Origin of the sequence: Anaerococcus sp. HMSC075B03 (assembly GCF_001815585.1) — a bacterium.
GTDB lineage: Bacteria > Bacillota > Clostridia > Tissierellales > Peptoniphilaceae > Anaerococcus > Anaerococcus vaginalis.
Window position 1 is genome coordinate 22,283 of the sequence record NZ_KV821168.1, and the last position, 23,065, is coordinate 45,347.

The window sequence follows — 23,065 nt, forward strand, 5'->3', positions numbered from 1 at the left end:
TTATTTACCGTCCTCAAAAAGACCACTTATTGATTCGTAAGTGTTAATTCTATTTATAGCTTCAGCTAATAAAGGAGCTATTGAGATTTGTTTGATTTTTTGAATTTTCTTTTCTTCAGGTAATTTTATTGTATCTGTAATAACTACTTCTTTTACGCAAGAATTTTCTAAATTTTCGCAAGCATTTCCACTTAAAACACCGTGAGTTGCAGCAATTGAAACTTCTTTTGCACCATGTTCTTTTAGATAATTTGCTGCATTGCAAATAGTTCCAGCTGTATCAATAATATCATCAACTAAAATACAATGTTTACCTTCAAAATCTCCAATTACATTCATAACTTCTGAAACATTTGGTCTTGGACGTCTTTTTTCAATTATTGCTATTGTTAATTTCAAATAATCTGCAAAGCTTCTAGCTCTAGTTACTCCTCCTAAATCAGGACTTACTACTACATATTCATCTGGATTATCAAATGCTTTTTCTTTAAAATATGATGACAATAATCTAATAGCAGTAAAGTGATCAAGAGGTATATCAAAATATCCTTGAATTTGACCAGCATGAAGATCCATTGTTATAACCCTATCAGCTCCAGAAACAGTCATAAGATTTGCTACAAGTTTAGCACTAATTGGTTCTCTTCCTCTAGTTTTTCTATCTTGTCTTGCATATCCATAATATGGAACTACTAAATTTACATAACCTGCAGATGCTCTTTTACATGCATCTGTCATAATTAACAATTCCATTAGATTGTCGTTTGTTGGATAAGAAGTAGGCTGAATAATATATACATCCTTGCCTCTTACAGCTTCGTTAATTTTTACATTAATTTCACTGTCAGCAAATTTTTTAACTTCAACTTCTCCTAATTTAATGCCTAATGACTTTGCAACAGCTTCTGCTAAATCAGGATTAGAGTTTCCTGCCAATACAACTAAATCGCCTCTTTTGATATGTGATGAACTTGAACATTCACTCATTTTTAATTTTGCTCCTTTAACTTTTCCAAATCTCTTTTTTTCTTTTTTTCAACGTAACCAGATATATTTTTTTGTTCAGCTCTTTCTATTGAAAGCTCTCCTTGGTCAACATCTTTTGTTATTGTTGAGCCCGCAGCAATATACCCCTCTTTTTTTACATGAACTGGTGCTACAATATTAGAATTTGATCCTATAAATGCTCCATCTTCAATAATTGATCTGTGTTTAAATTTACCGTCATAATTTACAAAAATCACACCACAACCAATATTTATATCTTTACCTAAATCACAATCTCCGATATAAGCAAGGTGTCCTGCTTTTGTATTATCATCAACATTAGAATTTTTAACTTCCACAAAATTTCCAATATGAACATTTTTGCCAAGTTTAGCCTTAGGTCTTAAATGTGAAAATGGACCAATATCTGTGCCTTGATCAACAAAAGATTTTTCTATTACAGAATTGTCAATTTTAACCTTATCTTTTATTACTGAATCTTCAATTCTAGATGAGCCTTCAATAATACAATCTTCGCCAATTTCTGTATTTCCTAAAATTTTACATGGACCAGATATTATAGTATCTTTTCCAATTTTTACGCCCATTTCAATATCTACTATACTAGGATTATCAATAATTACACCATTTAACATGTGATAATCATTAATTCTTTGTCTTAAAAGTTTTGTAGCATTTGCTAGCTCTTTTTTATTATTTATTCCATAAAATTGGTCTGGATTGTCAGCCATATAAGCTTCTACTTTTTTTCCTTCATTATTTAAAATTTCGATACAATCCGTTAAATAAAATTCGTTAGATTTGTTGTTAGTGTTAATCTTTTTTAAAGAATTTTTTAAATCAATTCCTTTTAAAGCATAGATTCCAACGTTGATTTCATTTACTTCTTTTTCTTTTTCGTCTGCATCTTTTTCTTCTACAATTTTTTGGAATTTATTATTTTCTCGTATTATTCTTCCATATCCTTTTGGATTGTCAACTTTTGTTGACATAACAGTTAGGCTATTATTATTTTCTTTATGAAAATCAATAAAATCTTCAAGAGATTTTTTTGTAATTAGTGGAATATCTCCATTTAAAATAAGGCAATCATCATCGTCATTTATTAAATCTATAGCCATACTTACAGCATAAGCTGTTCCGTAAGGAAATTCATCTCCAATTTTTTGTTCTTTTACTTCTATATTTGGAAATTTTTCTTTTAATAAATCCTTATTTTTTCCACCAATTATTATAGTATTTGAATTTTCAAATGAACAAGCATCAACTATATAAGTTATAAGCTCTCTATTTAAAATTTTAGTCATAACTTTTGAGGTATTAGATTTCATTCTAGTACCTTCTCCAGCAGCGAGTATTATATTTTTTAACATCTAATCTCCTTATTCTGGTGCAACTTCCAAAGCAAGTGTCATCATTTGTGTATAAGCACTTTGTCTATTTTCTGCACTATCAGATTCGTTAGATACTAAGGAATCACTAATTGTAAAGACTCCTAAGGCTCTCTTTCCATATTTTCTTGCTACAGTAAAAAGACCATAAGATTCCATCTCTACGCATAAAACTCCATATTTTTGTAAATTTTCAAAAACTTTTGGATCCATTTCACTATAAAATTGGTCTGACGAATGAACTTGACCACAGTGAGTTGTGTATCCTAATTCTTGACTTTTTTTGTATGCTTCAAGTAATAAATCAAAATCAGGTGTTGGAGAATAATGAATATTTCCAAATAAATTATCGTTAATTGATGATTCGCTACAAGCACTTGTTGCAAGAACAATATCGTGTAATTTTATATTTTCTTGCATACTTCCAGCACTTCCAATCCTAATTATTGTATCAACATCATAAAAATTAAATAATTCATTAAAATAAATCATTGATGAAGGAATTCCCATTCCACTTCCCATTACTGAAACTCTTTTTCCTTTATAATAACCAGTATATCCGTACATTCCTCTTGTATTTGTAAATTCTTTTGCATCTTCAAGAAAATTTTCTGCTATATATTTAGCTCTTAAAGGATCTCCTGGCATCAAAACAGTATTTGCTATTTCATCTTTACTTTTTGCTGAAATATGCGGTGTTGGTATTGTCATAATTACTCCTTTTTTTATATTTCTAGTAATATAATATCACTTTTTAAAATATTTTTAAAATAAAAAGGGTTGTTGCAAAATTGTAATAAATAATTTTGCAACAGCCCCCTATAATTTAATTATATTTTTCTATATATTTTTTTGCTATCTCTTCTTTAGTAAATCCTAATTCTTTTTGTACATCTTTAAAATTACCTGATATTCCAAATCTATCAATAGAAATATTTATTCCCTTATCTCCTGTAAATTCGCTCCATCCAAATGAACTTGCCATTTCAATTGAAACTCTATTTTTAACATTTGCTGGAAGAATTTTTTCCTTATAAGCTTGGTCTTGTTTTCTAAATAATTCCATTGATGGCATTGATACAACTCTCACATCAATGTTAGATTTTTTCAATTCATCTCTTGTTTGTAAAGCTAATTCTACTTCACTACCTGTTGCAATTAAAATTCCATCTGGAACTTCTTTGTCAGAATCTTTAATTATATAAGCTCCATTTGAAATATCATCAATATTTTGTGTATCTTCAAGATTACTTACATTTTGACGTGTTAAAGCTATAACTACTGGACAATTTTTGCTTTCAAGAGCAATTTTCCAAGAAAGTCTAACTTCATTTGCATCTGCTGGTCTTAGCATTATTACATTTGGTATTGTTCTAATCATTGCTAATTGTTCTATTGGTTGATGTGTTGGTCCATCTTCTCCAACAGCAACAGAATCATGAGTGAAAACATAAGTTACAGGAATTTGTGAAAGAGCTGAAATTCTTAAACCTGCTTTTAAATAATCTGAAAATACAAAAAATGTTGAAACGTGATGGAAAGTTCCGCCGTGTGCAACAATGGCATTTGCTATTACGCTCATAGCAAATTCTCTAACTCCATACCAAACATTTCTTCCACAAGGATTTGTGTCTGAAAATCTTTCAGCGTTTTTTATATTTGTTTTGTTAGATGAAAACAAATCTGCACTTCCACCCCAGAAATTTTTTGTAACTTTTGCTAAATCTTGAATTATTTCTCCACTAGAAGCTCTTGTTGCAAGACTATCATCAGAAGGAGAATATTTTTTAACTTCTTCCATCCAATTTTCTGGTAATTTTCTTTCAAATCCATTAATGTATTCTTTATAATCTTTTGGATATTTTTCCTTATATTCTTCTAAAAGTTTTTCCCATTTTTCGTATGATTTTTTACCATTTTCTAGAATATTTTCTTTGAATGTATCATAAACATCTTCTGAAATTTCAAAATCTTCATATTCCCAATTGTAGAATTTTTTTGCTTCTATAAAATCGTCATTTCCTATTGGCGCACCATGGACTTTATTTGTTCCTTGATTTTTTGAACCATAACCTATAACTGTTTTAACTTCTATAAAAGTTGGACCATTATTATTTTCTTTTGCTTTATTAATTGCATCATAAATTTCTTCAAGGTTATTTCCATCCAAAACTTTTATATAATTCCAATTTTGAGCCTTAACTCTTTGTTCAATATTTTCTGAAAAAGATGTATTTAAATTTCCATCCAAACAAATGTCATTTGAATCATGAAGAATTATTAATTTATTTAAATTTAAATGACCTGCTAAAGACATTGATTCGTATGAAATTCCTTCCATCAAATCTCCATCACCACAAATTGCATAGGTATAATGATCAACTATATTAAATCCATCTTTGTTATACATTGCAGCAAGATGTTTTTCAGCTATTGCAAATCCAACTGCATTTGCAATTCCTTGACCTAAAGGTCCAGTTGTCACTTCAACACCATCTGTATGTTTTCTTTCTGGATGGCCTGGAGTTTTTGATCCAATTTGTCTGAAATTTTTCAAATCGTCAATACTCAAATCATAGCCTGATAAATGTAATAGAGAGTAAAGCATAGCTGATCCGTGGCCAGCTGACAAAACAAATCTATCTCTGTTGTGCCAATTGCTTTTTTTAGGATTGACATTCATTATTTTATTCCACAAAATATAAGCCATAGGACTTGCTCCCATTGGAAGACCTGGATGGCCACTGTTTGCTTTTTCAATTTGTGCTATTGATAAACATCTTATTGCATTTACAGCTTTTAAATCTTTTTTATCAAACATTAATTATTCTCCTCAATTTCTTTGATTTTATTTACTCTTTTAAGATGACGTCCGCCTTCAAATTCAGTTGTAGCAAAAGTTTCTACAATCATTTTTGCAACTTCTGAGCCAATTACTCTTGAGCCTATACACAAAACATTACTATTATTGTGCGCTCTAGACATTTTTGCAGAATATGTCTCAGACACGCAAGCTGCTCTTATGCCTTTAAATTTATTGGCAGCAAGGCTCATTCCTATTCCTGTCCCACAAATTAAAACAGCAAAATCAGCTTCTTTATTTAAAACTTTTTCGCATGATATTTTTGCAAAATCCGAATAATCACAAGATTCTTTTGTAAATGTTCCAACTTTTTCAACTTCGTGTCCAAGCTCTAAAAGTTTTTCTTCTACGCTATCAACTAGATCAATACCACCATGATCATTTCCTATTATATATTTCATTAAAAACCTCTCTAACTATTTGCTTATAAATAAAGATTATCATTTTATGACTTTACTGTCAATTTAGTAAAAGTTGTTAGAAATATCAAATTAATGGTCTTTGTATAAATTTTATGGTATAATAGTTAGGCAAAAAATATAAAAATAAAGGAGCATCAATGTTCGAATTTAATATAAATGATTATAAATATAAAAATATACATATGATAGGAATTGGTGGAATTTCCATGAGTGGTATTGCTATTTTATTAAATAATAATGGTTATAAGGTTACAGGATCTGACATTTCAATTTCTGAAACAAGCAAACATTTAGATAAAAATGGAATTAAATATACAATTGGACAAAAAAAAGAAAATATTAAAAATCCAGATTTAGTTATATATACAGACGCAATCGCCGAAAATAATGAAGAATTAGTTGCAGCTAGAAAACTTGATATTCCTGTAGTAAGTCGTGGAGTTTTCTTGGGTGGTTTGATGAAAAATTACAAAAATTCTATTGCTGTTTCTGGTTCTCATGGAAAAAGTACAACAACAAGTATGATTTCAAAAATTCTTATGAATTCTACAAAAAATCCTACTATTTTATTGGGTGGAGATCTTGATGAAATCGAAGGAAATGTTCATGTTGGCGATAAGGATATATTAGTTACAGAAGCTTGTGAATATAAAGGAAATATAAGATATTATTACCCTTCAATTGGAATAATTTTAAATATTGACGAGGATCATCTTGATTATTATAAAGACATAAATGACATAGTTGAAACTTTTAAATTTTACTTGAGAAATCAAAGTAAAGATTCAAAAACAATTTTGAATTTAAATGAAGAAAATAATAAATTAGTTATAGACGCAGTTCAAGGACAATTGATTACCTATGGACAAGATAATCCTGATGCTGATTATAATGCTACTAATATAAGTTTTGATGAAAGTGGTAAGCCTAGATTTGATTTGATAATGAAAAATGGAGATGTTGAACATTTTGAGTTAGCAATTCTTGGAAGACATAATATAAATAATGCTTGCGCATCAATTATTGCTACTTTAGAAAGTGGTGTTGACATAAAAACGATCAAAAAAAATATCGAAGCCTACACTGGTCTTGAAAGAAGAATGCAATTAATAGGAAATGTTAATGATTGCAATATTATTTTGGATTATGGTCACCATCCTTCAGAAATTCAAGTTAATTTAAACGCCTTGGCTGAACACACAAAAGGAAGACTTATTTGTGTATGGCAACCTCATACTTACACTAGAACTAAGAGATTGTTTAATGAATTTGTTAAATGTTTTGATGAAGCTGATGAAGTTATAATTACTGATATTTTTGCAGCACGTGAACCATTTGATCCAAGTATTTCTAGTAAAGATGTAGTTGATGCTCTAATTAAAATTGGAAAAAGTGCAAAATATATTCCTACATTTGAAAAGGTAAAAGAATACTTATTGTCTGATATTAAAAAAGATGATCAAGTTATAGTTACAGGTAGCGGAGATTCAGATCGTTTGGCTAGAATGATAGCAGGTGTTAGTGAATAAAAAAATAAAAAAGCAAGTTTTAGAAAATTCTTAATTAAAAGATTTCTTTAACTTGCTTTTTTTTAAGATTTTTATTTTTAAAATAATTATAATAATATCTACTATTATATCTATTTCCCCCATCTATTAATAGACTTTTGTCCTTTGTTTTTACTAAAACTGCGTTTCCTTGACCTACGTCTATATAAGTAATTTCTAATTCATCTAAATTTGTATATGTATTTTCTTTTTTATTAACAAGCAAGAAAATGAAAATAGTCGACAGGAATACTATTAATAAATTTTTAAAATTTATTTTCACTAATCTATTCCTACAGATATGGCAATTGCTGCATCAATTTTTAACATTACCGACTTATCAAAAGAACCTAATTTATCTCTTAACCTTCTCTTATCGATTGTTCTCAATTGTTCAAGAAGAGCAACACTATTTTTAGGCAAACCAAATTTATTTGCACTTAAAGAAACATGGGTTGGCAATTTTGATTTTTTTAATTGACTTGTAACAGGAACTACTATAATTGTTGGAGAATATTTATTTCCCATATCATTTTGCACAACAATTACAGGTCTTACTCCACCCTGTTCGCTACCTACAACAGGAGAAAGATCTGCATAAAATAAATCTCCTCTTTTAACTTTCATTATTTTCTCCTATAAATTTAGAATTGCATTTATAAATCCTAGGAACTCTTTTTGAAATTGAAGTCATTAATTCATAAGGGATTGTATTAATTTTTTTTGCCTCTTTGTAAATATCTGGATAAAGAGTAATATAATCTCCTATTTTACAATCAATATCACTTACATCAATCATCATTTGATCCATACAAACTCTTCCAACAACTCTTGCTAGTTTTCCATTAACTAAAACTTCTCCTATATTTGAAAATGCTCTTTTAAATCCATCTGCATAACCTATTGCAACTGTAGCAACTTTCATATCCTTACTAGCAGTAAAGGTTCTGCCATAAGAAATACTTGTTCCTTTTTTTACATTTTTTACAAAAGAAATTTGTGCTTTAAATTCAAAAGCTTGTTCTAATTTGATTTTTGAAATTTCTTTTATATAATCAGATGGATAAACGCCATACAAAGAAATTCCAACCCTCAACAAGTCTGATTTAAAATCATATTCCATTGATGCTGCAGAATTTGCAATATGAACTAATTTCAAATCAAAATCATCTTTGATTTTGTCTATTATATATGCGAATTTTTTATATTGTTCATTTGTATATGTTAAATCTTTCTCATCAGCTGTTGCAAAATGAGAAAAAGCTCCTATGAAATTTAAATTTTCAAGCTCTTTTAATTTTTTTATTTTTTCTATTTCAAAATCTCTAAATCCAATTCTTGTATGTCCTGTATCAAGCCCAATATGACAATTTATTTTTGAATTTAATTTACTATTTATCTCTTTAGCATAATCTAAATCATAAATTACTACATCAATATCTAATTTGCCACATTCATTATATTTATCTATAGGCAAATATCCTAATATTAAAATAGGAGTTTTAATTCCCTTATCTCTTAAATATTTTGCCTCTTTAAATTGAGCCACAGCTATGTAATCTATGTAATTTTTTATGTAATTTGCAACTTCTAAAGAACCTAGCCCATAAGCATCAGCCTTTAAAACTGCACAAAATTTTGAATTTTGAGATTTTTCTTTTATTGATTTGATATTATTTAATATTTTGTCTAAATCAACTAATAAATAATTTTCTTCCATCATTAACACCTCATTAATTTATAGGTCTTTGGTAAATTTTTTATAATATCACTAGCTATTAGTGAATCTTGAGAATTTTCTAAAGAATAAATATCTCCAGCAAGCCCATGAATGTAAACAGACAAAACCGCCGCATTATACGGTTTCATAATAGCTAAATTTGAAAGTAAAATTCCTGTCAAAACATCTCCACTACCAGCTGTCGCCATTCCATTATTTCCAGATTCATTTATGTAAATATTTACACCATCTGTAACAATTGTATTTTTTCCTTTCAAAACTAAAACAATATTATGTTTTTTTGCAAATTCAAAAGAAACTTTTGCCCTATTTTTTTTTATATAAGATAAAGGCAAATTTGAAATTCTAGAAAATTCCATTTCATGCGGAGTTAAAACAATATTTTCTTTCTTATCTATTATTTCAATATTTTCTTTCAAAGCATTTAGTCCATCTGCATCAATTAATAGATTTTTATCAAAATTTTGGATTATTTTTTCTATTAATTTATAAAGATTATTTCCCTTGCCCATACCAGGACCAATTCCTATTGCATCTTTATTTTTTATTAGTGATAAAATATCATTGCTTATTTTTTCTGAGTAATAAAAATAATCACAATCTACCTCATTTATTATACTTTCTGTAGATTTTATTTGTAAAATATCAGAAATGGATGAAGGACAAATAATATAAGAAAGACCACATCCCGAACGTAAAGATGCACAAGATGACAAATAAACAGAACCAGCCATTCCTTTTTGTCCACCAATTATTGCAACTTTTCCAAAATCTCCCTTGTGTCCATCTTTTGGTCTATCTTTTAATAATTTTTTTACAGATTTATTTATTTCAATATAATTTTCTTTCTTGAAACAAATTGCAAGAGCATAATTTCCGTCATGGCTTATACTCAAATTTAATTGTGCTTCATTTTTATCAATAAAAACAATAGGTTTATTACCTTTATGTTTGATTTCTATTTTTTTTCTCAATATGTAGGCTAAATTAAAGCCGCAAGCCTTAATAATAGCTTCTTTTGCTGCAAAAATTCCAGCAAAAGTTTGTATTGAATTTTTCTTTTTTTTAGAATAATGAATTTCATTATCAGTAAATATTTTACTCTCAAAATCTTTTTTTTCTAATTTTTCTTTAAATTTTTCAATATTTACTATGTCAATTCCTATCATTTTCTATTCCTCAATTTTTGAAATGATTCTTCTGCATTTTTAATTATTTCTTTCTCATTTAAATAAACAAATTTTTTATCATCATACACAAGATCACCATTAATTATTACATAAGAAACATCTTTATCAAAAGTTGAATAAGGCAAGGATGAAATCAAATTATTTTGCGGTGTATGGTTAGGATTATTTAAATCAATTAAAATAATATCTGCAAGTTTTCCTTCTTCTAAAGTTCCAATTTTATCGTCAAGTCCCAATGCCTTCGCCCCATTTATTGTAGCCATTTTTAAAACATCATAAGCTTTTAAATTTTGAGGATTATTATATTTTGACACAAGTGATGTCAAAGAAATTTCTTTTATCATTGATAAATTATTATTGCTTGCAGATGAATCTGTACCCATAGCTAAATTTATTTTCTTATTAATCACTCTTGTACAATCTAAAAATCCCGATGAAAGTTTCAAATTACTTGAAGGATTGTGAACTACGCTAACATCATATTTTGATAAAATATCTAAATCTTTATCTGATAAATAAACTCCATGTGCTGCTATTGTTTTATTTTCAAAAATTCCGCATTCTTCAAAAACTTCAGTAGGACTTTGATTAAATCTTTTCATACAATCTGTGTTTTCTGTTTTTGTTTCAGATAAATGAATATGAATTGGAATATTATATATTTTTGCGTATTTATTTATTTCTTTTAGATAATTTTTATCTGTTGTGTAAACTGCGTGAGGACCAAAAGCTATATTGATTCTACCATTTTGACTATTTTCATATTTTTTAAAAAGATCAATATTTTCTTCAATTTTTTTATAATTTTTATCTTCAAGAGTGAGTCCTCTAGAAATTTGTGCTCGCATTTTTGATTTTTCTAAGGCTTTTATTGTTTGATCTTCAAAATAATACATGTCTGCAAAACTTGTTGTTCCTGTCATAATCATTTCAGCATGTGATAGAAGCGATGCCCAATAAACATCTTCTGCAATTAATTTATCTTCCAAAGGCCAAATTTTTTCATTCAGCCAAGTCATTAGTTCAACATCATCGCTAAAATTTCTAAATAAACTCATTCCAACATGGGTGTGAGCATTTACAAAACCAGGCATAGCAAGATAATTTTTGCCATCTATTTTTTTATCATAAGAATAATCAATTTTATCACTTGTAATCTTTTTTATTTTTTCATTTTCTATATAAATATTTCCATTTTTTATTACTTCCCCATCTGCCATTGTGAGGATTTTTACATTTTCTATAAGTATATTCATAATAAATAAGAGTAGCTTAAAAAGCTTACTCTTATAATTCTCCTATTCTTTCTTTTAATAAGGTATTTATTTGTTGTGGATTAGCCTTTCCTTTAGTTTTTTTCATACATTGACCAACTAAAAATCCAAAAGCTCTATCTTTACCATTTTTTATATCTTCAATTGACTGAGCGTTTTCGCTTAAAACTTCTTTAACTACATCTTCTAAGAAATTTTCATCATTAATTTGAAGAAGATTTCTGTCTTTAGCAAGTTTTTCTGGATCTTCATTTGATTCGAAAATTTCTCTTAAAAGTTTTTTACCAACATTATTGTTAATTTTATTAGACAAAACTAAATTTATTAATTTAGAGAAATTTTCTACAGATAAATTCATTTGGTCTGCTTCAATTTCACTTTCATTTAGCCTTCTTGAAAGCTCACTTAATATCCAATTTGAAACTTCCTTAGGATTTTTTACCAAATCATTTGTTTTTTCAAATAAATTTGCAAGTTTTCTATCGTTTGACAAAAGCTTTGCATCATATTCTGAAAGCTTATATTCTTTCATATATCTTTTTGCTTTTGCTTCAGGCAATTCTGGTAAATTTTCTTTTATTTCATTAATAAATTCTTTGCTAAGCTCAATTCTTGGTATATCTGCTTCTATAGAAAATCTATAATCATTAGCAGTTTCTTTAGTTCTCATAGAAATTGTTGTTTGAGAATCGTCATCCCATCTTCTAGTTTCTTTTACTGATTTTTTTCCTTCTTCAAGCATTTTTTTATGTCTATCAGTTTCAAATAAAAGAGCATCTTCGATTGCTTTTATTGAATTTAGATTTTTAATCTCAGATATTGCTGTTTTTTCTCCATTATCAAGATTTTCTAAATTTATGTTTACATCACAACGCATTTGACCTTCTGCCATTATGCAATCTGAAACTTCCAAAAATCTCAAAGTTTGAGATAATTTTTCTACAAATTCTCTAGCTTGCTTAGCAGATTTTAAATCTGGTTCTGTAACAATTTCGATTAGAGGAAGTCCTGCTCTGTTATAATCCATTAGGGTGTTATTACTTTCATCGTGATTAGATTTTGCTGTATCTTCTTCCATGTGAATAGAATTTAGTCTAATTTCATCTCCATCACTTAAAATAATATGTCCACCAACAGCATAAGGCTCGTCTTGTTGGGTTATTTGGTATCCCTTTACAAGGTCTGGATAAAAATATTTTTTTCTATCCATTTTCATTGATTCTCTTATTTCACAATCTAGGGCAAGACCTGCTTTTATAGCATATCTTACAGCTTCTTTATTAATTAAAGGTAATGTTCCTGGGTGTCCTAAGCAAATTGGACAAGTGTTTGTGTTTGGAACGGCTCCAAATTCGTTTTTACAGGAACAAAACATTTTGGTTTTTGTAGATAATTCGACGTGAATTTCTAATCCTATAATAGTTCTAGTTTTCATTTATTTTCCTTTCGAAAGTTTCGCAAGCATTTATTATATCTTTATCCTTAAATCTATCTCCAATAATTTGAATACTTCCAGATATTCCATCTCTAACTGGAATAGAAATTCCGCAAGAACCTGTTAGATTTACACAAACATTAAATATATCTGAAGAAAAATCTTTAAGCGGATTATCTGTATAAACTCCTAATTTAGAAGGTAAATCTACAGTTGTTGGAGTAATGAATAAATCATGATTTTCAAAAATATTCTTAAACTCTTCTATGATTAATGTTCTTAATTTTAAACCTTGTTTATAAATTTTTTGATCATCTTCACTTGATAAATACATAGTTCCAAGTGCAATTCTTCTTTGAACATTTTCTCCAAAACCTTCAGACCTATTTTTTATAAATAATTCTTCAACATTCTTATACTCATCAGTTTGGTGACCATATCTAATTCCATCAAATCTTGAAAGATTGCTTGATACTTCAGAGCTCATTACAACATTATAAACTTCGTTTGCGTATTTAGAATATTTTAAATCTATTGGACAAATTTCTGCACCCAATTCTTTTAAAATATTTATTGCATAATTGTAATCATCTTCTACTTCTTTATCTAAATTATAAATATTAGCTTCATTTTTTATAACCGCAATTTTTTTACCAGAAAAATTAAAATTTTCTTTTTCAAAATTATAAAAATCTAGGCAAGAAGTCATATCTAACTTATCAGGCGATTGACTTGCATTAGCAATTATTCTTAAATCTTCTACATTTTTTGCAAATAATGAAACTTGATCTAAGCTGTTTGCCATAGAAACAACACCATACCTACTCATAAGTGAATATGTAGGTTTATAACCAATGATGCTACAATAACTTGCAGGTTGTCTTACTGACCCACCTGTATCAGTTCCAAGAGAAACTAAAACATCTCCTTTTGCAACACTAACGGCAGAGCCTGATGAAGAACCACCTGGAATTAAACTTTCATCTAAAGGATTTTTTATTGGGCCAAAATATGAAGTTTCTCCAGAGCCTCCCATTGCAAACTCATCCATATTCGTTTTTGCAATAATAATAGCATCTTCTTTTAATAGATTTTCTACAACAGTTGCATTATAAACTGGCTCGAAATCTTCTAACATTTTTGATGCACAAGTTAATTTCATATTTTTATACGAAATATTATCTTTTACACTTACAGGAATTCCAAATAAAGTTCCAATTTTTTCGCCTTTATTTAATTTTTCATCTAAATATTTTGCCCTATCCAAGCTATCTTGTTCATTAAAAGAAATATAAGCATTTAAATTATCATTTTTAATTTTTTCTAATACATTTTTTGTATTTTCATAGACTGAAATTTCTTTATTTATAAATTTATCTATAGTATTTTTAATATCCATAATAGCTCCTTATAATTTCCAATTCAATCTAAAATAACCATATTCTGTATCTTTTGCATTTTTTAGAGCCTCTTGTCTATCTAATGATTTTCCTTCAATATCTTCTCTTAATACAGCATTATGATTATCTAACATTTCAGTCATTTTTACATCTTCACAATCCACATCAAAAATATGGTCAATAAAATCTAAAATTTTATTATATTTATCAGAAATTATATCAATATCTTGATTTGATAAATCAAGATTTGCTAATTTATAAATTCTTATAACTTCATTTTTGTCCATTTATTCCTCCTCTAAATTTTTTAAAAATTCAAATAATTCTTGATTTTCTAAAATTTTTACACCCAATTTTTCTGCTTTTTCTTTTTTACTTCCAGGTTTTTCGCCACACAAAACCAAATCAGTATTTTTTGATACTGAAGAAGTAACATCTCCATTGTTTTCTATAATTAAATTTTTAATATCATTTCTTTTGTAATTTTCTATTGTACCAGTTATAACAATTTTCATTCCATCAAGTGAATTAGATTTTTCGCTAGTGTCAATAGCTTTTATTTTAATTCCTTTAGACAATAAAATATCTAATGATTTTTTGATATTAGGGTCGTTGAAAAAATCAACTATGTCCTCTGCCGTTTTTTCCCCTATATCTTCAATCTCGATTAAGTCCTCTTGCTTACTTTCTCTAAGTTTATCAAAACTTTTATATTTTTCTGCCAAATCTCTTGCAGTTTTTATCCCTACATTTGGAATTCCAATTGCATGGATAAAATGATTTAATTCACAAGATTTGCTATTTTCAATGGCATTTAATAAATTATTGGTCTTTTTTTCTTTAAAAGATTCCAAATTAATCAAATCTTCATAAGTAATATCATAAAGGTCATAGATTTCTTTAATGCCTAATTTATTTATAAATAATTCAATGGTTTTTTCAGACAAACCTTCTATATCCATTGCATCTCTTGATGCAAAATGTACCATTCTAGCTTTTAATTGAGGAGTACATGAAATTGAATTTGGACAAAATATATGAACATTCCCTTCAATTAATTCACTGTGACAATAAGGACATTTATCCGGTTTTTCTATTTCTTTTGTGTTTTCTTGATTTTCATCAACAACTCCCAAAATTTCAGGAATTACATCATTTGATCTTCTAATAAAAACTTTTGAACCAATTTTTACTTTTTTTCTTAAAATATCATCGTAATTATTAAGGGTGGCTCTTTGAACAGTCACTCCAGAAAAGTCAACTGGTTCAAGGATTGCTGACGGTGTAACTTTTCCTGATCGACCTACATTCCACACAACATCTAATAAAGTTGTTGTGTATTCTTCTGGATCATATTTATAAGCAATAGACCATCTTGGAAATTTATTAGTATATCCTAAAACTTCTTGAGTTTTTACATCATTAACCTTAATTACAACACCATCTGTCAAAACATCAATATGATGTCTTTCTTCTTTTATAAAATCAATTTCTTTTACTATATCATCAAATTTTTTTATTACTTTTTTATAAGGATAAACTGGAAGTTTTTGTTCTTTTAAAAATTCTAATTTTTCTTCTTCAGTTTTAAAATCAAGACTATTTGTTGAAATTTGATAAAAATAAGCTTTTAAATTTCTTTTTTTTGTTTGACTTGTATCAAGATTTCTTATTGCGCCTGCCGCAGCATTTCTTGCATTTTTTAAAGGTATTTCATTTTCTTCATTATATTTTTTAAGACTAGACAAGGGCATTACAGCTTCTCCTTGAATTTCTAATAATGATTTTTCTTTTATTTTTGTTGGAATGGTCGGAATAGTTAAAACTTGTTTGGTTACATCTTCTCCTTCTATACCATTTCCTCTTGTAGCTGCAGTTTTTAATAATCCATCTTCATAAGTTAAATTAATGGTTAAACCGTCAAACTTATATTCTGTAATAAATTCTAATTCTTCTAATTTATCTTCATGGGTTTTACTATATTGGTCTCGTAATTTTTTAGTTCTTATAAGCCAATCTTTTAATTGAGTTATATTTTGCGATTTATCTTGGGAATATAACCTTGTAATATGAAAATGCTTTTCAAACTTATCTAATATTGCTCCACCAACTCTTTGGGTTGGAGAAAATTCATTTACATAACCTGTCTTTTTTTCTAGATTTAAAAGCTCATCATACAACTTGTCATATTCTCCATCTGAAACTATTGGATTATCTAAGGTATAATAGTGATAATTTAATTCATTTATTTTATCTATTAATTCATCTATTTTAATTTTATCTATATTATCCATTTTTAAATCCTCTTAATTGGAGCATAATCTTGGTTTAGCTTTTTTAATCCTTTTTTATCAAAAGCTACAACAAGCTCATTGCCATCGTCTGATTTTTTCACTTGAACTATCATTCCCTCGCCCCATTTGGTGTGAATAATTTTATCTCCAATTTGAAAATCTTCTTTTGATGATTCTTTTACAGTATTTTTCTTTAGAACACTCTCTCTTGCCTTATCTCTCATATAAGCTTCATTGCTTTTCATTTTTACATAAGGAGAGTAGGCAGGAGTTTTATCTTGGTCAATTTTTTTGATTAGAGATTTCACTTCATTTAAAAATCTTGAAGGCTTATAATATACAGCCTGACCAAATTGCCTTCTAATTTCTGCGCTTGAAAGATATAATTTTTCCATTGCTCTTGTTATTGCAACATAGCAAAGTCTTCTTTCTTCTTCAATATTTCCCTCATCTATAGATCTTTTTGATGGGAATAATCCCTCATCCATTCCAACAACAAAACAAACTTTAAATTCAAGTCCTTTGGCTGAATGAATCGTCATAAGAGAAATAGCATCATCACTATTTTCAGTTTTATCAAGATCTGATAAAAGAGATAAATTTTCTAAATAATCATAGATATTATCTTCCGGATTATTTGACTGATATTCTGCTGCTGAGGAAATAAATTCATTTAAATTATCAATCCTTGACCTATTTTCTACAGAATAAGATTCTTCCAAAGCTTTTATGTATCCACTTTTATCAAGTATTTCTTCTATCAATTCCACAATGTCATAATCTTTATAATTGTCAAAAATTTCTGCTAATGGCTTATAAAATTTTTCACAAGAACTTTTTAATTTTGTAGAAAGATTTGAAAACAAAGACGGATCACAAACAAGTTCTGTTAAAGAAAATCCTAATTTATTAGCTTCTTTTTCTAATTTTTCTACAGTTTTATCGCCTATTCCTTTTTTTGGTTCATTTATTATTCTTTTTAAACTAATATCATCTTTTGGATTTACTAAAATTTTTAGGTAAGAAACTAGGTCTTTTATTTCTTTTCTATCATAGAATTTAAGTCCCCCAACAACCTTATAATCAAGTAAATTTTTCATAAGATATTCTTCAAAAATCCTTGATTGAGCATTCATCCTATATAAAATCGCCATATCTTTTAGCTTATATCCATCATTTAACAAGGAATTTATTTCATCTATAACAAATTTTCCCTCTTCGGATTCTACAGAAGATTTTTTATACAAAACTTCTGAACCATCATTTTTTGATGTCCAAAGATTTTTTTCTTTTCTTTCGTTATTATTTTTGATTAGTTTATTTGCAACATTAATAATATTAGAAGTTGACCTATAATTTTCTTCAAGTTTTATAGTCTTTGCATCCTTAAAGTCTTTTTCAAAGTCCAAAATATTATTAATATCAGCTCCCCTAAAACTATAAATTGATTGGTCTGCATCTCCAACAACTCTAACGTTATTGTGAGCTTTTCCAATAAATTTAATAAACTCATATTGGCTTTTGTTAGTATCTTGGTATTCATCTACAAAAAGATATTCAAATTTATCTTGATAGAATTTCAAAGTATTTGAATCTTCAGCAAATAATTCCAAAGTTTTTAAAATCAAATCATCAAAATCTAAAGAATTGTATTCAAATTTTTTCTTTTCATAATTTTTATAAATATTATAATATTCTTCTTGCTTTGCATAAAAAGTATTAATATTTAAAAATTCTTTTGGACTAATTGATTTATTTTTACAATAGCTTATAAGGTTTAAAGCCTCTTTTGGGCTAATATCATCTTTATAATTTAAATCATTAATAATTTCTTTTACTAATGTTTTTTGATCATTTGTATCGTATATAGTGAAATTATTGTCATATCCTATTTTATTTATATTCATCCTAAGTATTCTTGCACAAATAGAATGAAAAGTACCAATCCATAAGTGAGAAACATCCTCATCTAACAGATCTGATATTCTTTCTTTCATTTCATTGGCAGCCTTATTTGTAAAAGTTATAGCTAAAATATTAACTGGATTTACATTTTTTTCTTTTATTAAATAAGCAATGCTTGTTGTTAATACTCTAGTTTTTCCACTCCCAGCTCCTGCAACAACAAGCAAGGGACCTTTGTCGTGTAAAACTGCCTCTTTTTGTTTATCATTTAAATTAGATAAGTCCATTTTTCACATCCTTTCATCCTAATAATTATACCACAAGAAACAAAGTAATCTAAAGCATAAAAATTTTATAAAAAAATAAATTAATCAGATCAAAGACAATTTTAAAATAAAAAAACGAATCTATCAAATTGATAAATTCGTCTTAATTTCTAAATTTTTTTAATTTATTTTTTATTTTTTTCTTCTTTTAAATTATTTTCAATTAATTTTTCCAAAACTAAATCATATCCATCAGTTCCATAGTGAAGTGATCTATTTACTCTAGAAATTGTTGCTGTTGATGCTCCAGTTTGTTCTTCTATTTCACTATAAGTTTTTCTGATTTTTAATAATTTTGCAACTTGTAGTCTTTGAGAAATTGATTGAAGTTCTCTTGCTGTGCAAGCATCTTCAAAGAAATCGTAGCATTCATCTCTATTTTTTAACATTAAAATAGCATCAAAAAATTCATCTAATTCTTTACTTTGTAATTTTGAATCTGTCATATTTATCTCCTAAAATAATCCCATGATATTACCATCATCATCAATATCTATATCGTATGCTGCTGGTCTTTTTGGAAGACCTGGCATTGTTAAAATATTTTGAGTTAGGGCTACTATAAAGCCTGCACCTTGATTTAATCTAATATCATTTATAGTAATCTCATATTCGCTATCTGGATTTAAATTTGTTGGATCATCTGATAAGGAATATTGAGTTTTAGCAATACATATTGGTAATTTATCAGAATTTAAATTGTTAATTCTTTTAATTTCATTTAAAGCTTTTTTAGAATATTTTACTCCACTAGCCCTATAAATTTCTTTTGCTATGATTTCAATTTTTTCTTCAATAGGTAATTTTTCATCATATAAAACTTTAAAATCATTTTCGTTTTTACTTTTTTCTATGATATAATCACAAATTTCAAGACAACCTTCAGAACCTTTGTGGTAAACATCACATTCAAATGCTTTAAGTGATAAGTTTTCTACGAGATTTTTTAGAGTTTCTAATTCTTTATTTGTATCTTGATCAAATTTATTTATAGCTACAACGATATTTTTTGAAAATTTCTTTAGATTTTCAAGATGAATTCTTAAATTATCAAATCCTTTTTTTAGACTTTCAATATTTTCTTCATCAATTTTTTTCAAATCTTGTCCACCATGATATTTTAATGCTCTTATTGTAGCTACAACAACTGTCATATTTGGTTTTAGTCCAGCTTGTCTACATTTAATATCATAGAATTTTTCAGCTCCAAGGTCTGCACCGAATCCTGCTTCTGTTACAGCGAAATCCGCCAAAGATAGTGCAGTTTTTGTAGCAATAATTGAATTACAACCATGAGCTATATTTGCAAATGGCCCACCATGAATGATTGCTGGTGTGTTTTCTAAAGTTTGACATAAATTTGGTTTTAATGCATCTTTCATTAATACACAAACAGGACCTGTTGCTTTTATATCGTCAACCGTTACAGCATTGCCATCTGTGTCATAAGCTACTATCATTTTTGCAACTTTTTTCTTAAAATCGTAAAGATCATTACTTAGACAAAATACTGCCATCATTTCTGTTGCAACAGTTATATCAAACCCATCTTGTCTTGTAACTCCATCAGTTTTTTTGCCCAAACCTACAACAACTTCTCTAAGAGCTCTGTCGTTTAAGTCAACGCATCTTTTCCATAAAATATTATTTAGATCAATATTTTTTTCATTTCCTTGGTAGATATGATTGTCAATCATAGCAGCTACTAAATTAACTGCGCTTGTTATTGCATGAAAATCTCCTGTAAAATGAAGATTTATATCTTCCATAGGAATAACTTGAGAATATCCTGCTCCACAAGCTCCTCCTTTAATTCCAAAAGAAGGTCCCAAAGATGGCTCTCTAAGAACTGAAATAGATTTTTTGCCCAATTTATTTAATCCCATAGATAAGGCAACATTCATAGTAGTTTTTCCCTCACCAAAAGGTGTTGGAGAAATTGCTGTTACTAAAACAAGTTTTGAATCTTTTTTTTCATCAAAGCATGGATTAATTTTGGCTTTGTATTTGCCATATTTTTCATAATCACTAATTTCAAGATAATTTGCTATTTCTTCAATATCTTTTATCTTTGCTTCTCTAGCAATCTCAATATCTTTTTTCATTTAAACTCCTATAATTATAATTACAATACGTTTTGCTTTTCATGTATATTATATCAACTTATTACATTCAGTGCAATAGTCGATTAAAGCGAATTAAAATTTATTTATTTATCTTTTGTTACTCTCTATAATCTTAATGAATGTATTTGCCAAATTTTCATTTCTAGCAAGAAGTGGTCCGTGTAAATAAGATGCAAAACTATTTTTATATCTAAACCCTTCTGTTAAATCCTCACCATTGTTTCCATTGCCTGATACAACACTTGCAAAAGCTTTGTTTTTATCATTTAAAATAGTTATCCCACCGTGGTTTTCGAAACCATGATAAATTTGTCCATTTTGCAAATCTTTAATTTCAATATTTCCAACAAATCTATTTCCATTTTCTTGGTTTTTTGTATAATAATCAAATATTTTTAAGCCTTCAATTTTATTATTGTAAGCATCAAAATAGTATTGTCCCATTAATTGATAGCCACCACAAATTGCCAAAAATAAGCCGTTATTTTCAATATATTTTATTAAATTTTCTTTTTTACTTTCCAAATCTTTTTCTACAATTGATTGCTCATAATCTTGTCCTCCGCCAAAAAAAACAAAATCATATTTTCTATAATCAAATTCATCTTTTAAACTTACTACTTCAATATTTACTTCGTGACCTTTTTTTTGAGCAAAATATTTTAAAGCCATAATATTTCCTACATCACCATAAGTATTTAATAAATTTCCATATAGATGACAAATATTTATAATCATTTAAGTTTTAGTACCTCCCTGAGTCTTAGCATAGCTGTGTAAGTAGAAAGTATATAAATTTTTTCTGTTGGTTCATTTTTTATATTATCAAAAATTTCATTTTCATAGTCTATTTCTACGATTTCCCCACCATAAATATCAGATATCTCAAGTCTTCTTTTCATATCAGTTTTTCTAGTTCCCGAAACTTTTATGCTTTTAATATTTAATTTTTTAAGTTTTTCATAATAAGAATCATATATCCAAGAAACATCAGTCCCATCAGCGTAATTATCATTTAACAAGCAATATAAGCTAATTGGCTCTTTTTCTAATAGCATTAGATTAATAATTTGATTTAAACCTGTAGGATTTTTGACAAGATTTATTATCACTTCTTTATTTTCAATCTTAATTATTTCTTGTCTACCAAATACGTGTTCTTGAAATTTTAAGCCTTCATAGATTTTTTCATAAGGGATTTCCAATTCTTTAGCAAGAGCTATTGCACTTAAAGCATTATAAATATTATAAAATCCTCCAATTTGAGTTTCATAAATTTCTCCATTTACTTTAAATTTTGAAAAATTTGCATCCATAGAAATAATCTCTCCAATATTATAAGATAATTTAGGAGAATGAAAATCACATTCTGGACAAGAAAAATCTCCCAAAGAAGAATAATTAACTAATTTATATTTTAAAATTGAATTACATTTTGGACATAAAATTCCATCACTATTAAATTCTGCCTCAAGATTATAAGAATTAAATTCTTTATCATCTTCTCTTATTCCATAATAAATAGGATTATATTTTTTTAGCTCATCGTATGAAAAAATTGGCAAATCTCCATTGGCAATTATTTTTACATCTCTACATTCGCTAAGTCCATCCATAATTTTTTTATAAACATTATAAATTTCTCCAAACCTATCCATTTGGTCTCTAAAAATATTGGTTAAAATAACATAATCTGGTTTTAAAAATTTACTTATCCTAACAAGATTAGCTTCATCTACCTCCAAGATCGCAAGTGCATTTTCATTTTTAGGAATATCCAACAAAACTGTTATTATACCTTGAATCATATTAGAACCAGAATCATTTGTAAAAACATTTTTATAGTGCTTTCTCAAAATATTTGTAACAAAATGAGTTGTCATAGTCTTCCCATTAGTACCAGTTACAAAAATAAATTTTGTATTTTCGCTTAAAGCATCCAAAATATCATTATCTAAATTATAAGCGATTTTCCCTGGCAAGCTTGTAGCTTTATGATTTGTAAGTTTTAGTAAAAATTTACTAAATTTTGCAATTTTAATAATTAATTTATCTTTTATATTCATAAAAAAATTATAACAGATTAAAGGCTAATAAGTCTATAAAATTTTTATTCAAATTATTTTAAATAATAAAAGAGTTA

The 23,065-nt window shown here is 27.5% G+C and carries 20 protein-coding genes; 1 reads left to right on the forward strand and 19 read right to left on the reverse strand.

From position 1 onward, the window contains the following. From HMPREF3045_RS01800 to rpiB, 5 genes are all read right to left on the reverse strand, one after another. Window positions 1-987 (reverse strand): ribose-phosphate diphosphokinase, encoded by a 987-nt coding sequence (locus HMPREF3045_RS01800; protein ID WP_026074028.1) that lies wholly within the window; start codon window positions 985-987, stop codon window positions 1-3. A 2-nt stretch (window positions 988-989) separates the two neighbouring features. Next, window positions 990-2,381 (reverse strand): bifunctional UDP-N-acetylglucosamine diphosphorylase/glucosamine-1-phosphate N-acetyltransferase GlmU, encoded by a 1,392-nt coding sequence (gene glmU / locus HMPREF3045_RS01805; RefSeq protein WP_070736883.1) that lies wholly within the window; start codon window positions 2,379-2,381, stop codon window positions 990-992. A gap of 9 nt (window positions 2,382-2,390) precedes the next feature. Then, window positions 2,391-3,110 carry a purine-nucleoside phosphorylase gene (deoD, locus tag HMPREF3045_RS01810; protein WP_004838836.1) on the reverse strand — a complete coding sequence of 240 codons (720 nt, stop codon included), beginning with the start codon at window positions 3,108-3,110 and terminating at the stop codon, window positions 2,391-2,393. 115 nt (window positions 3,111-3,225) lie between these two features. After that, window positions 3,226-5,220 carry a transketolase gene (tkt, locus tag HMPREF3045_RS01815; protein ID WP_070736884.1) on the reverse strand — a complete coding sequence of 665 codons (1,995 nt, stop codon included), beginning with the start codon at window positions 5,218-5,220 and terminating at the stop codon, window positions 3,226-3,228. Beyond that, window positions 5,220-5,663: a ribose 5-phosphate isomerase B gene (rpiB, locus tag HMPREF3045_RS01820; protein WP_070736885.1), complete on the reverse strand. Its 444-nt coding sequence runs from the start codon at window positions 5,661-5,663 to the stop codon at window positions 5,220-5,222. The genes tkt and rpiB overlap by 1 nt, the downstream gene beginning before the upstream one ends. 158 nt (window positions 5,664-5,821) lie before the next feature. Here rpiB and murC point away from each other — a divergent pair, with 158 nt between their 5' ends. Then, window positions 5,822-7,213: a UDP-N-acetylmuramate--L-alanine ligase gene (gene murC / locus HMPREF3045_RS01825; protein ID WP_070736886.1), complete on the forward strand. Its 1,392-nt coding sequence runs from the start codon at window positions 5,822-5,824 to the stop codon at window positions 7,211-7,213. A 34-nt stretch (window positions 7,214-7,247) separates the two neighbouring features. Here murC and HMPREF3045_RS01830 read toward each other — a convergent pair whose 3' ends face one another. The 14 genes from HMPREF3045_RS01830 to HMPREF3045_RS01895 form a co-directional block, all read right to left on the reverse strand. After that, window positions 7,248-7,514, reverse strand: a complete 267-nt coding sequence (locus tag HMPREF3045_RS01830) for an MBL fold metallo-hydrolase (RefSeq protein WP_070736887.1) — start codon at window positions 7,512-7,514, stop codon at window positions 7,248-7,250. Next, on the reverse strand, window positions 7,514-7,858 hold the full coding sequence (locus HMPREF3045_RS01835) for a type II toxin-antitoxin system PemK/MazF family toxin (protein ID WP_004838841.1): 345 nt from the start codon (window positions 7,856-7,858) through the stop codon (window positions 7,514-7,516). The genes HMPREF3045_RS01830 and HMPREF3045_RS01835 overlap by 1 nt, the downstream gene beginning before the upstream one ends. After that, a complete protein-coding gene (alr, locus tag HMPREF3045_RS01840; protein ID WP_070736940.1) occupies window positions 7,848-8,951 on the reverse strand; it encodes an alanine racemase in 1,104 nt (367 codons plus the stop codon). The genes HMPREF3045_RS01835 and alr overlap by 11 nt, the downstream gene beginning before the upstream one ends. Window positions 8,952-8,953: 2 nt before the next feature. Next, window positions 8,954-10,141: an NAD(P)H-hydrate dehydratase gene (locus HMPREF3045_RS01845; RefSeq protein ID WP_070736888.1), complete on the reverse strand. Its 1,188-nt coding sequence runs from the start codon at window positions 10,139-10,141 to the stop codon at window positions 8,954-8,956. After that, entirely contained in the window at window positions 10,138-11,418 is a 1,281-nt protein-coding gene (locus tag HMPREF3045_RS01850; RefSeq protein ID WP_070736889.1) for an amidohydrolase, read from the reverse strand. The genes HMPREF3045_RS01845 and HMPREF3045_RS01850 overlap by 4 nt, the downstream gene beginning before the upstream one ends. 31 nt (window positions 11,419-11,449) lie before the next feature. Continuing rightward, entirely contained in the window at window positions 11,450-12,871 is a 1,422-nt protein-coding gene (gene gatB / locus HMPREF3045_RS01855; RefSeq protein WP_070736890.1) for an Asp-tRNA(Asn)/Glu-tRNA(Gln) amidotransferase subunit GatB, read from the reverse strand. Then, window positions 12,861-14,270 (reverse strand): Asp-tRNA(Asn)/Glu-tRNA(Gln) amidotransferase subunit GatA, encoded by a 1,410-nt coding sequence (gatA, locus tag HMPREF3045_RS01860; protein ID WP_070606754.1) that lies wholly within the window; start codon window positions 14,268-14,270, stop codon window positions 12,861-12,863. Before gatA ends, gatB begins: the two co-directional genes overlap by 11 nt. Before the next feature lie 9 nt (window positions 14,271-14,279). Beyond that, on the reverse strand, window positions 14,280-14,558 hold the full coding sequence (gene gatC / locus HMPREF3045_RS01865; RefSeq protein WP_070606757.1) for an Asp-tRNA(Asn)/Glu-tRNA(Gln) amidotransferase subunit GatC: 279 nt from the start codon (window positions 14,556-14,558) through the stop codon (window positions 14,280-14,282). Then, on the reverse strand, window positions 14,559-16,565 hold the full coding sequence (gene ligA, locus HMPREF3045_RS01870) for an NAD-dependent DNA ligase LigA (protein WP_070736891.1): 2,007 nt from the start codon (window positions 16,563-16,565) through the stop codon (window positions 14,559-14,561). 2 nt (window positions 16,566-16,567) lie between these two features. Further along, window positions 16,568-18,757, reverse strand: a complete 2,190-nt coding sequence (locus HMPREF3045_RS01875) for an ATP-dependent helicase (protein WP_070606760.1) — start codon at window positions 18,755-18,757, stop codon at window positions 16,568-16,570. 164 nt (window positions 18,758-18,921) lie between these two features. After that, window positions 18,922-19,242: a YerC/YecD family TrpR-related protein gene (locus HMPREF3045_RS01880; protein ID WP_004838856.1), complete on the reverse strand. Its 321-nt coding sequence runs from the start codon at window positions 19,240-19,242 to the stop codon at window positions 18,922-18,924. Between the two features lie 9 nt (window positions 19,243-19,251). Next, window positions 19,252-20,901, reverse strand: coding sequence for a formate--tetrahydrofolate ligase (locus HMPREF3045_RS01885; protein ID WP_070736892.1), 1,650 nt, complete (start codon window positions 20,899-20,901; stop codon window positions 19,252-19,254). A gap of 108 nt (window positions 20,902-21,009) precedes the next feature. Then, on the reverse strand, window positions 21,010-21,660 hold the full coding sequence (locus HMPREF3045_RS01890) for a type 1 glutamine amidotransferase (protein WP_070606766.1): 651 nt from the start codon (window positions 21,658-21,660) through the stop codon (window positions 21,010-21,012). Then, on the reverse strand, window positions 21,657-22,988 hold the full coding sequence (locus HMPREF3045_RS01895) for a Mur ligase family protein (RefSeq protein ID WP_070736893.1): 1,332 nt from the start codon (window positions 22,986-22,988) through the stop codon (window positions 21,657-21,659). Before HMPREF3045_RS01895 ends, HMPREF3045_RS01890 begins: the two co-directional genes overlap by 4 nt. Between the last annotated feature and the right edge of the window lie 77 nt (window positions 22,989-23,065).

Coding starts and splice junctions, on each gene's coding strand:
- HMPREF3045_RS01885 (WP_070736892.1), bottom strand. CDS start 20,901: ATGAAAAAAGATATTGAGATTGCTAGAGAAGCAAAGATAAAAGATATT.
- ligA (WP_070736891.1), bottom strand. CDS start 16,565: ATGGATAATATAGATAAAATTAAAATAGATGAATTAATAGATAAAATA.
- alr (WP_070736940.1), bottom strand. CDS start 8,951: ATGGAAGAAAATTATTTATTAGTTGATTTAGACAAAATATTAAATAAT.
- HMPREF3045_RS01895 (WP_070736893.1), bottom strand. CDS start 22,988: ATGAATATAAAAGATAAATTAATTATTAAAATTGCAAAATTTAGTAAA.
- HMPREF3045_RS01835 (WP_004838841.1), bottom strand. CDS start 7,858: ATGAAAGTTAAAAGAGGAGATTTATTTTATGCAGATCTTTCTCCTGTT.
- HMPREF3045_RS01890 (WP_070606766.1), bottom strand. CDS start 21,660: ATGATTATAAATATTTGTCATCTATATGGAAATTTATTAAATACTTAT.
- HMPREF3045_RS01845 (WP_070736888.1), bottom strand. CDS start 10,141: ATGATAGGAATTGACATAGTAAATATTGAAAAATTTAAAGAAAAATTA.
- gatA (WP_070606754.1), bottom strand. CDS start 14,270: ATGGATATTAAAAATACTATAGATAAATTTATAAATAAAGAAATTTCA.
- rpiB (WP_070736885.1), bottom strand. CDS start 5,663: ATGAAATATATAATAGGAAATGATCATGGTGGTATTGATCTAGTTGAT.
- deoD (WP_004838836.1), bottom strand. CDS start 3,110: ATGACAATACCAACACCGCATATTTCAGCAAAAAGTAAAGATGAAATA.
- HMPREF3045_RS01800 (WP_026074028.1), bottom strand. CDS start 987: ATGAGTGAATGTTCAAGTTCATCACATATCAAAAGAGGCGATTTAGTT.
- HMPREF3045_RS01875 (WP_070606760.1), bottom strand. CDS start 18,757: ATGGACTTATCTAATTTAAATGATAAACAAAAAGAGGCAGTTTTACAC.
- murC (WP_070736886.1), top strand. CDS start 5,822: ATGTTCGAATTTAATATAAATGATTATAAATATAAAAATATACATATG.
- glmU (WP_070736883.1), bottom strand. CDS start 2,381: ATGTTAAAAAATATAATACTCGCTGCTGGAGAAGGTACTAGAATGAAA.
- gatB (WP_070736890.1), bottom strand. CDS start 12,871: ATGAAAACTAGAACTATTATAGGATTAGAAATTCACGTCGAATTATCT.
- HMPREF3045_RS01850 (WP_070736889.1), bottom strand. CDS start 11,418: ATGAATATACTTATAGAAAATGTAAAAATCCTCACAATGGCAGATGGG.
- HMPREF3045_RS01880 (WP_004838856.1), bottom strand. CDS start 19,242: ATGACAGATTCAAAATTACAAAGTAAAGAATTAGATGAATTTTTTGAT.
- gatC (WP_070606757.1), bottom strand. CDS start 14,558: ATGGACAAAAATGAAGTTATAAGAATTTATAAATTAGCAAATCTTGAT.
- tkt (WP_070736884.1), bottom strand. CDS start 5,220: ATGTTTGATAAAAAAGATTTAAAAGCTGTAAATGCAATAAGATGTTTA.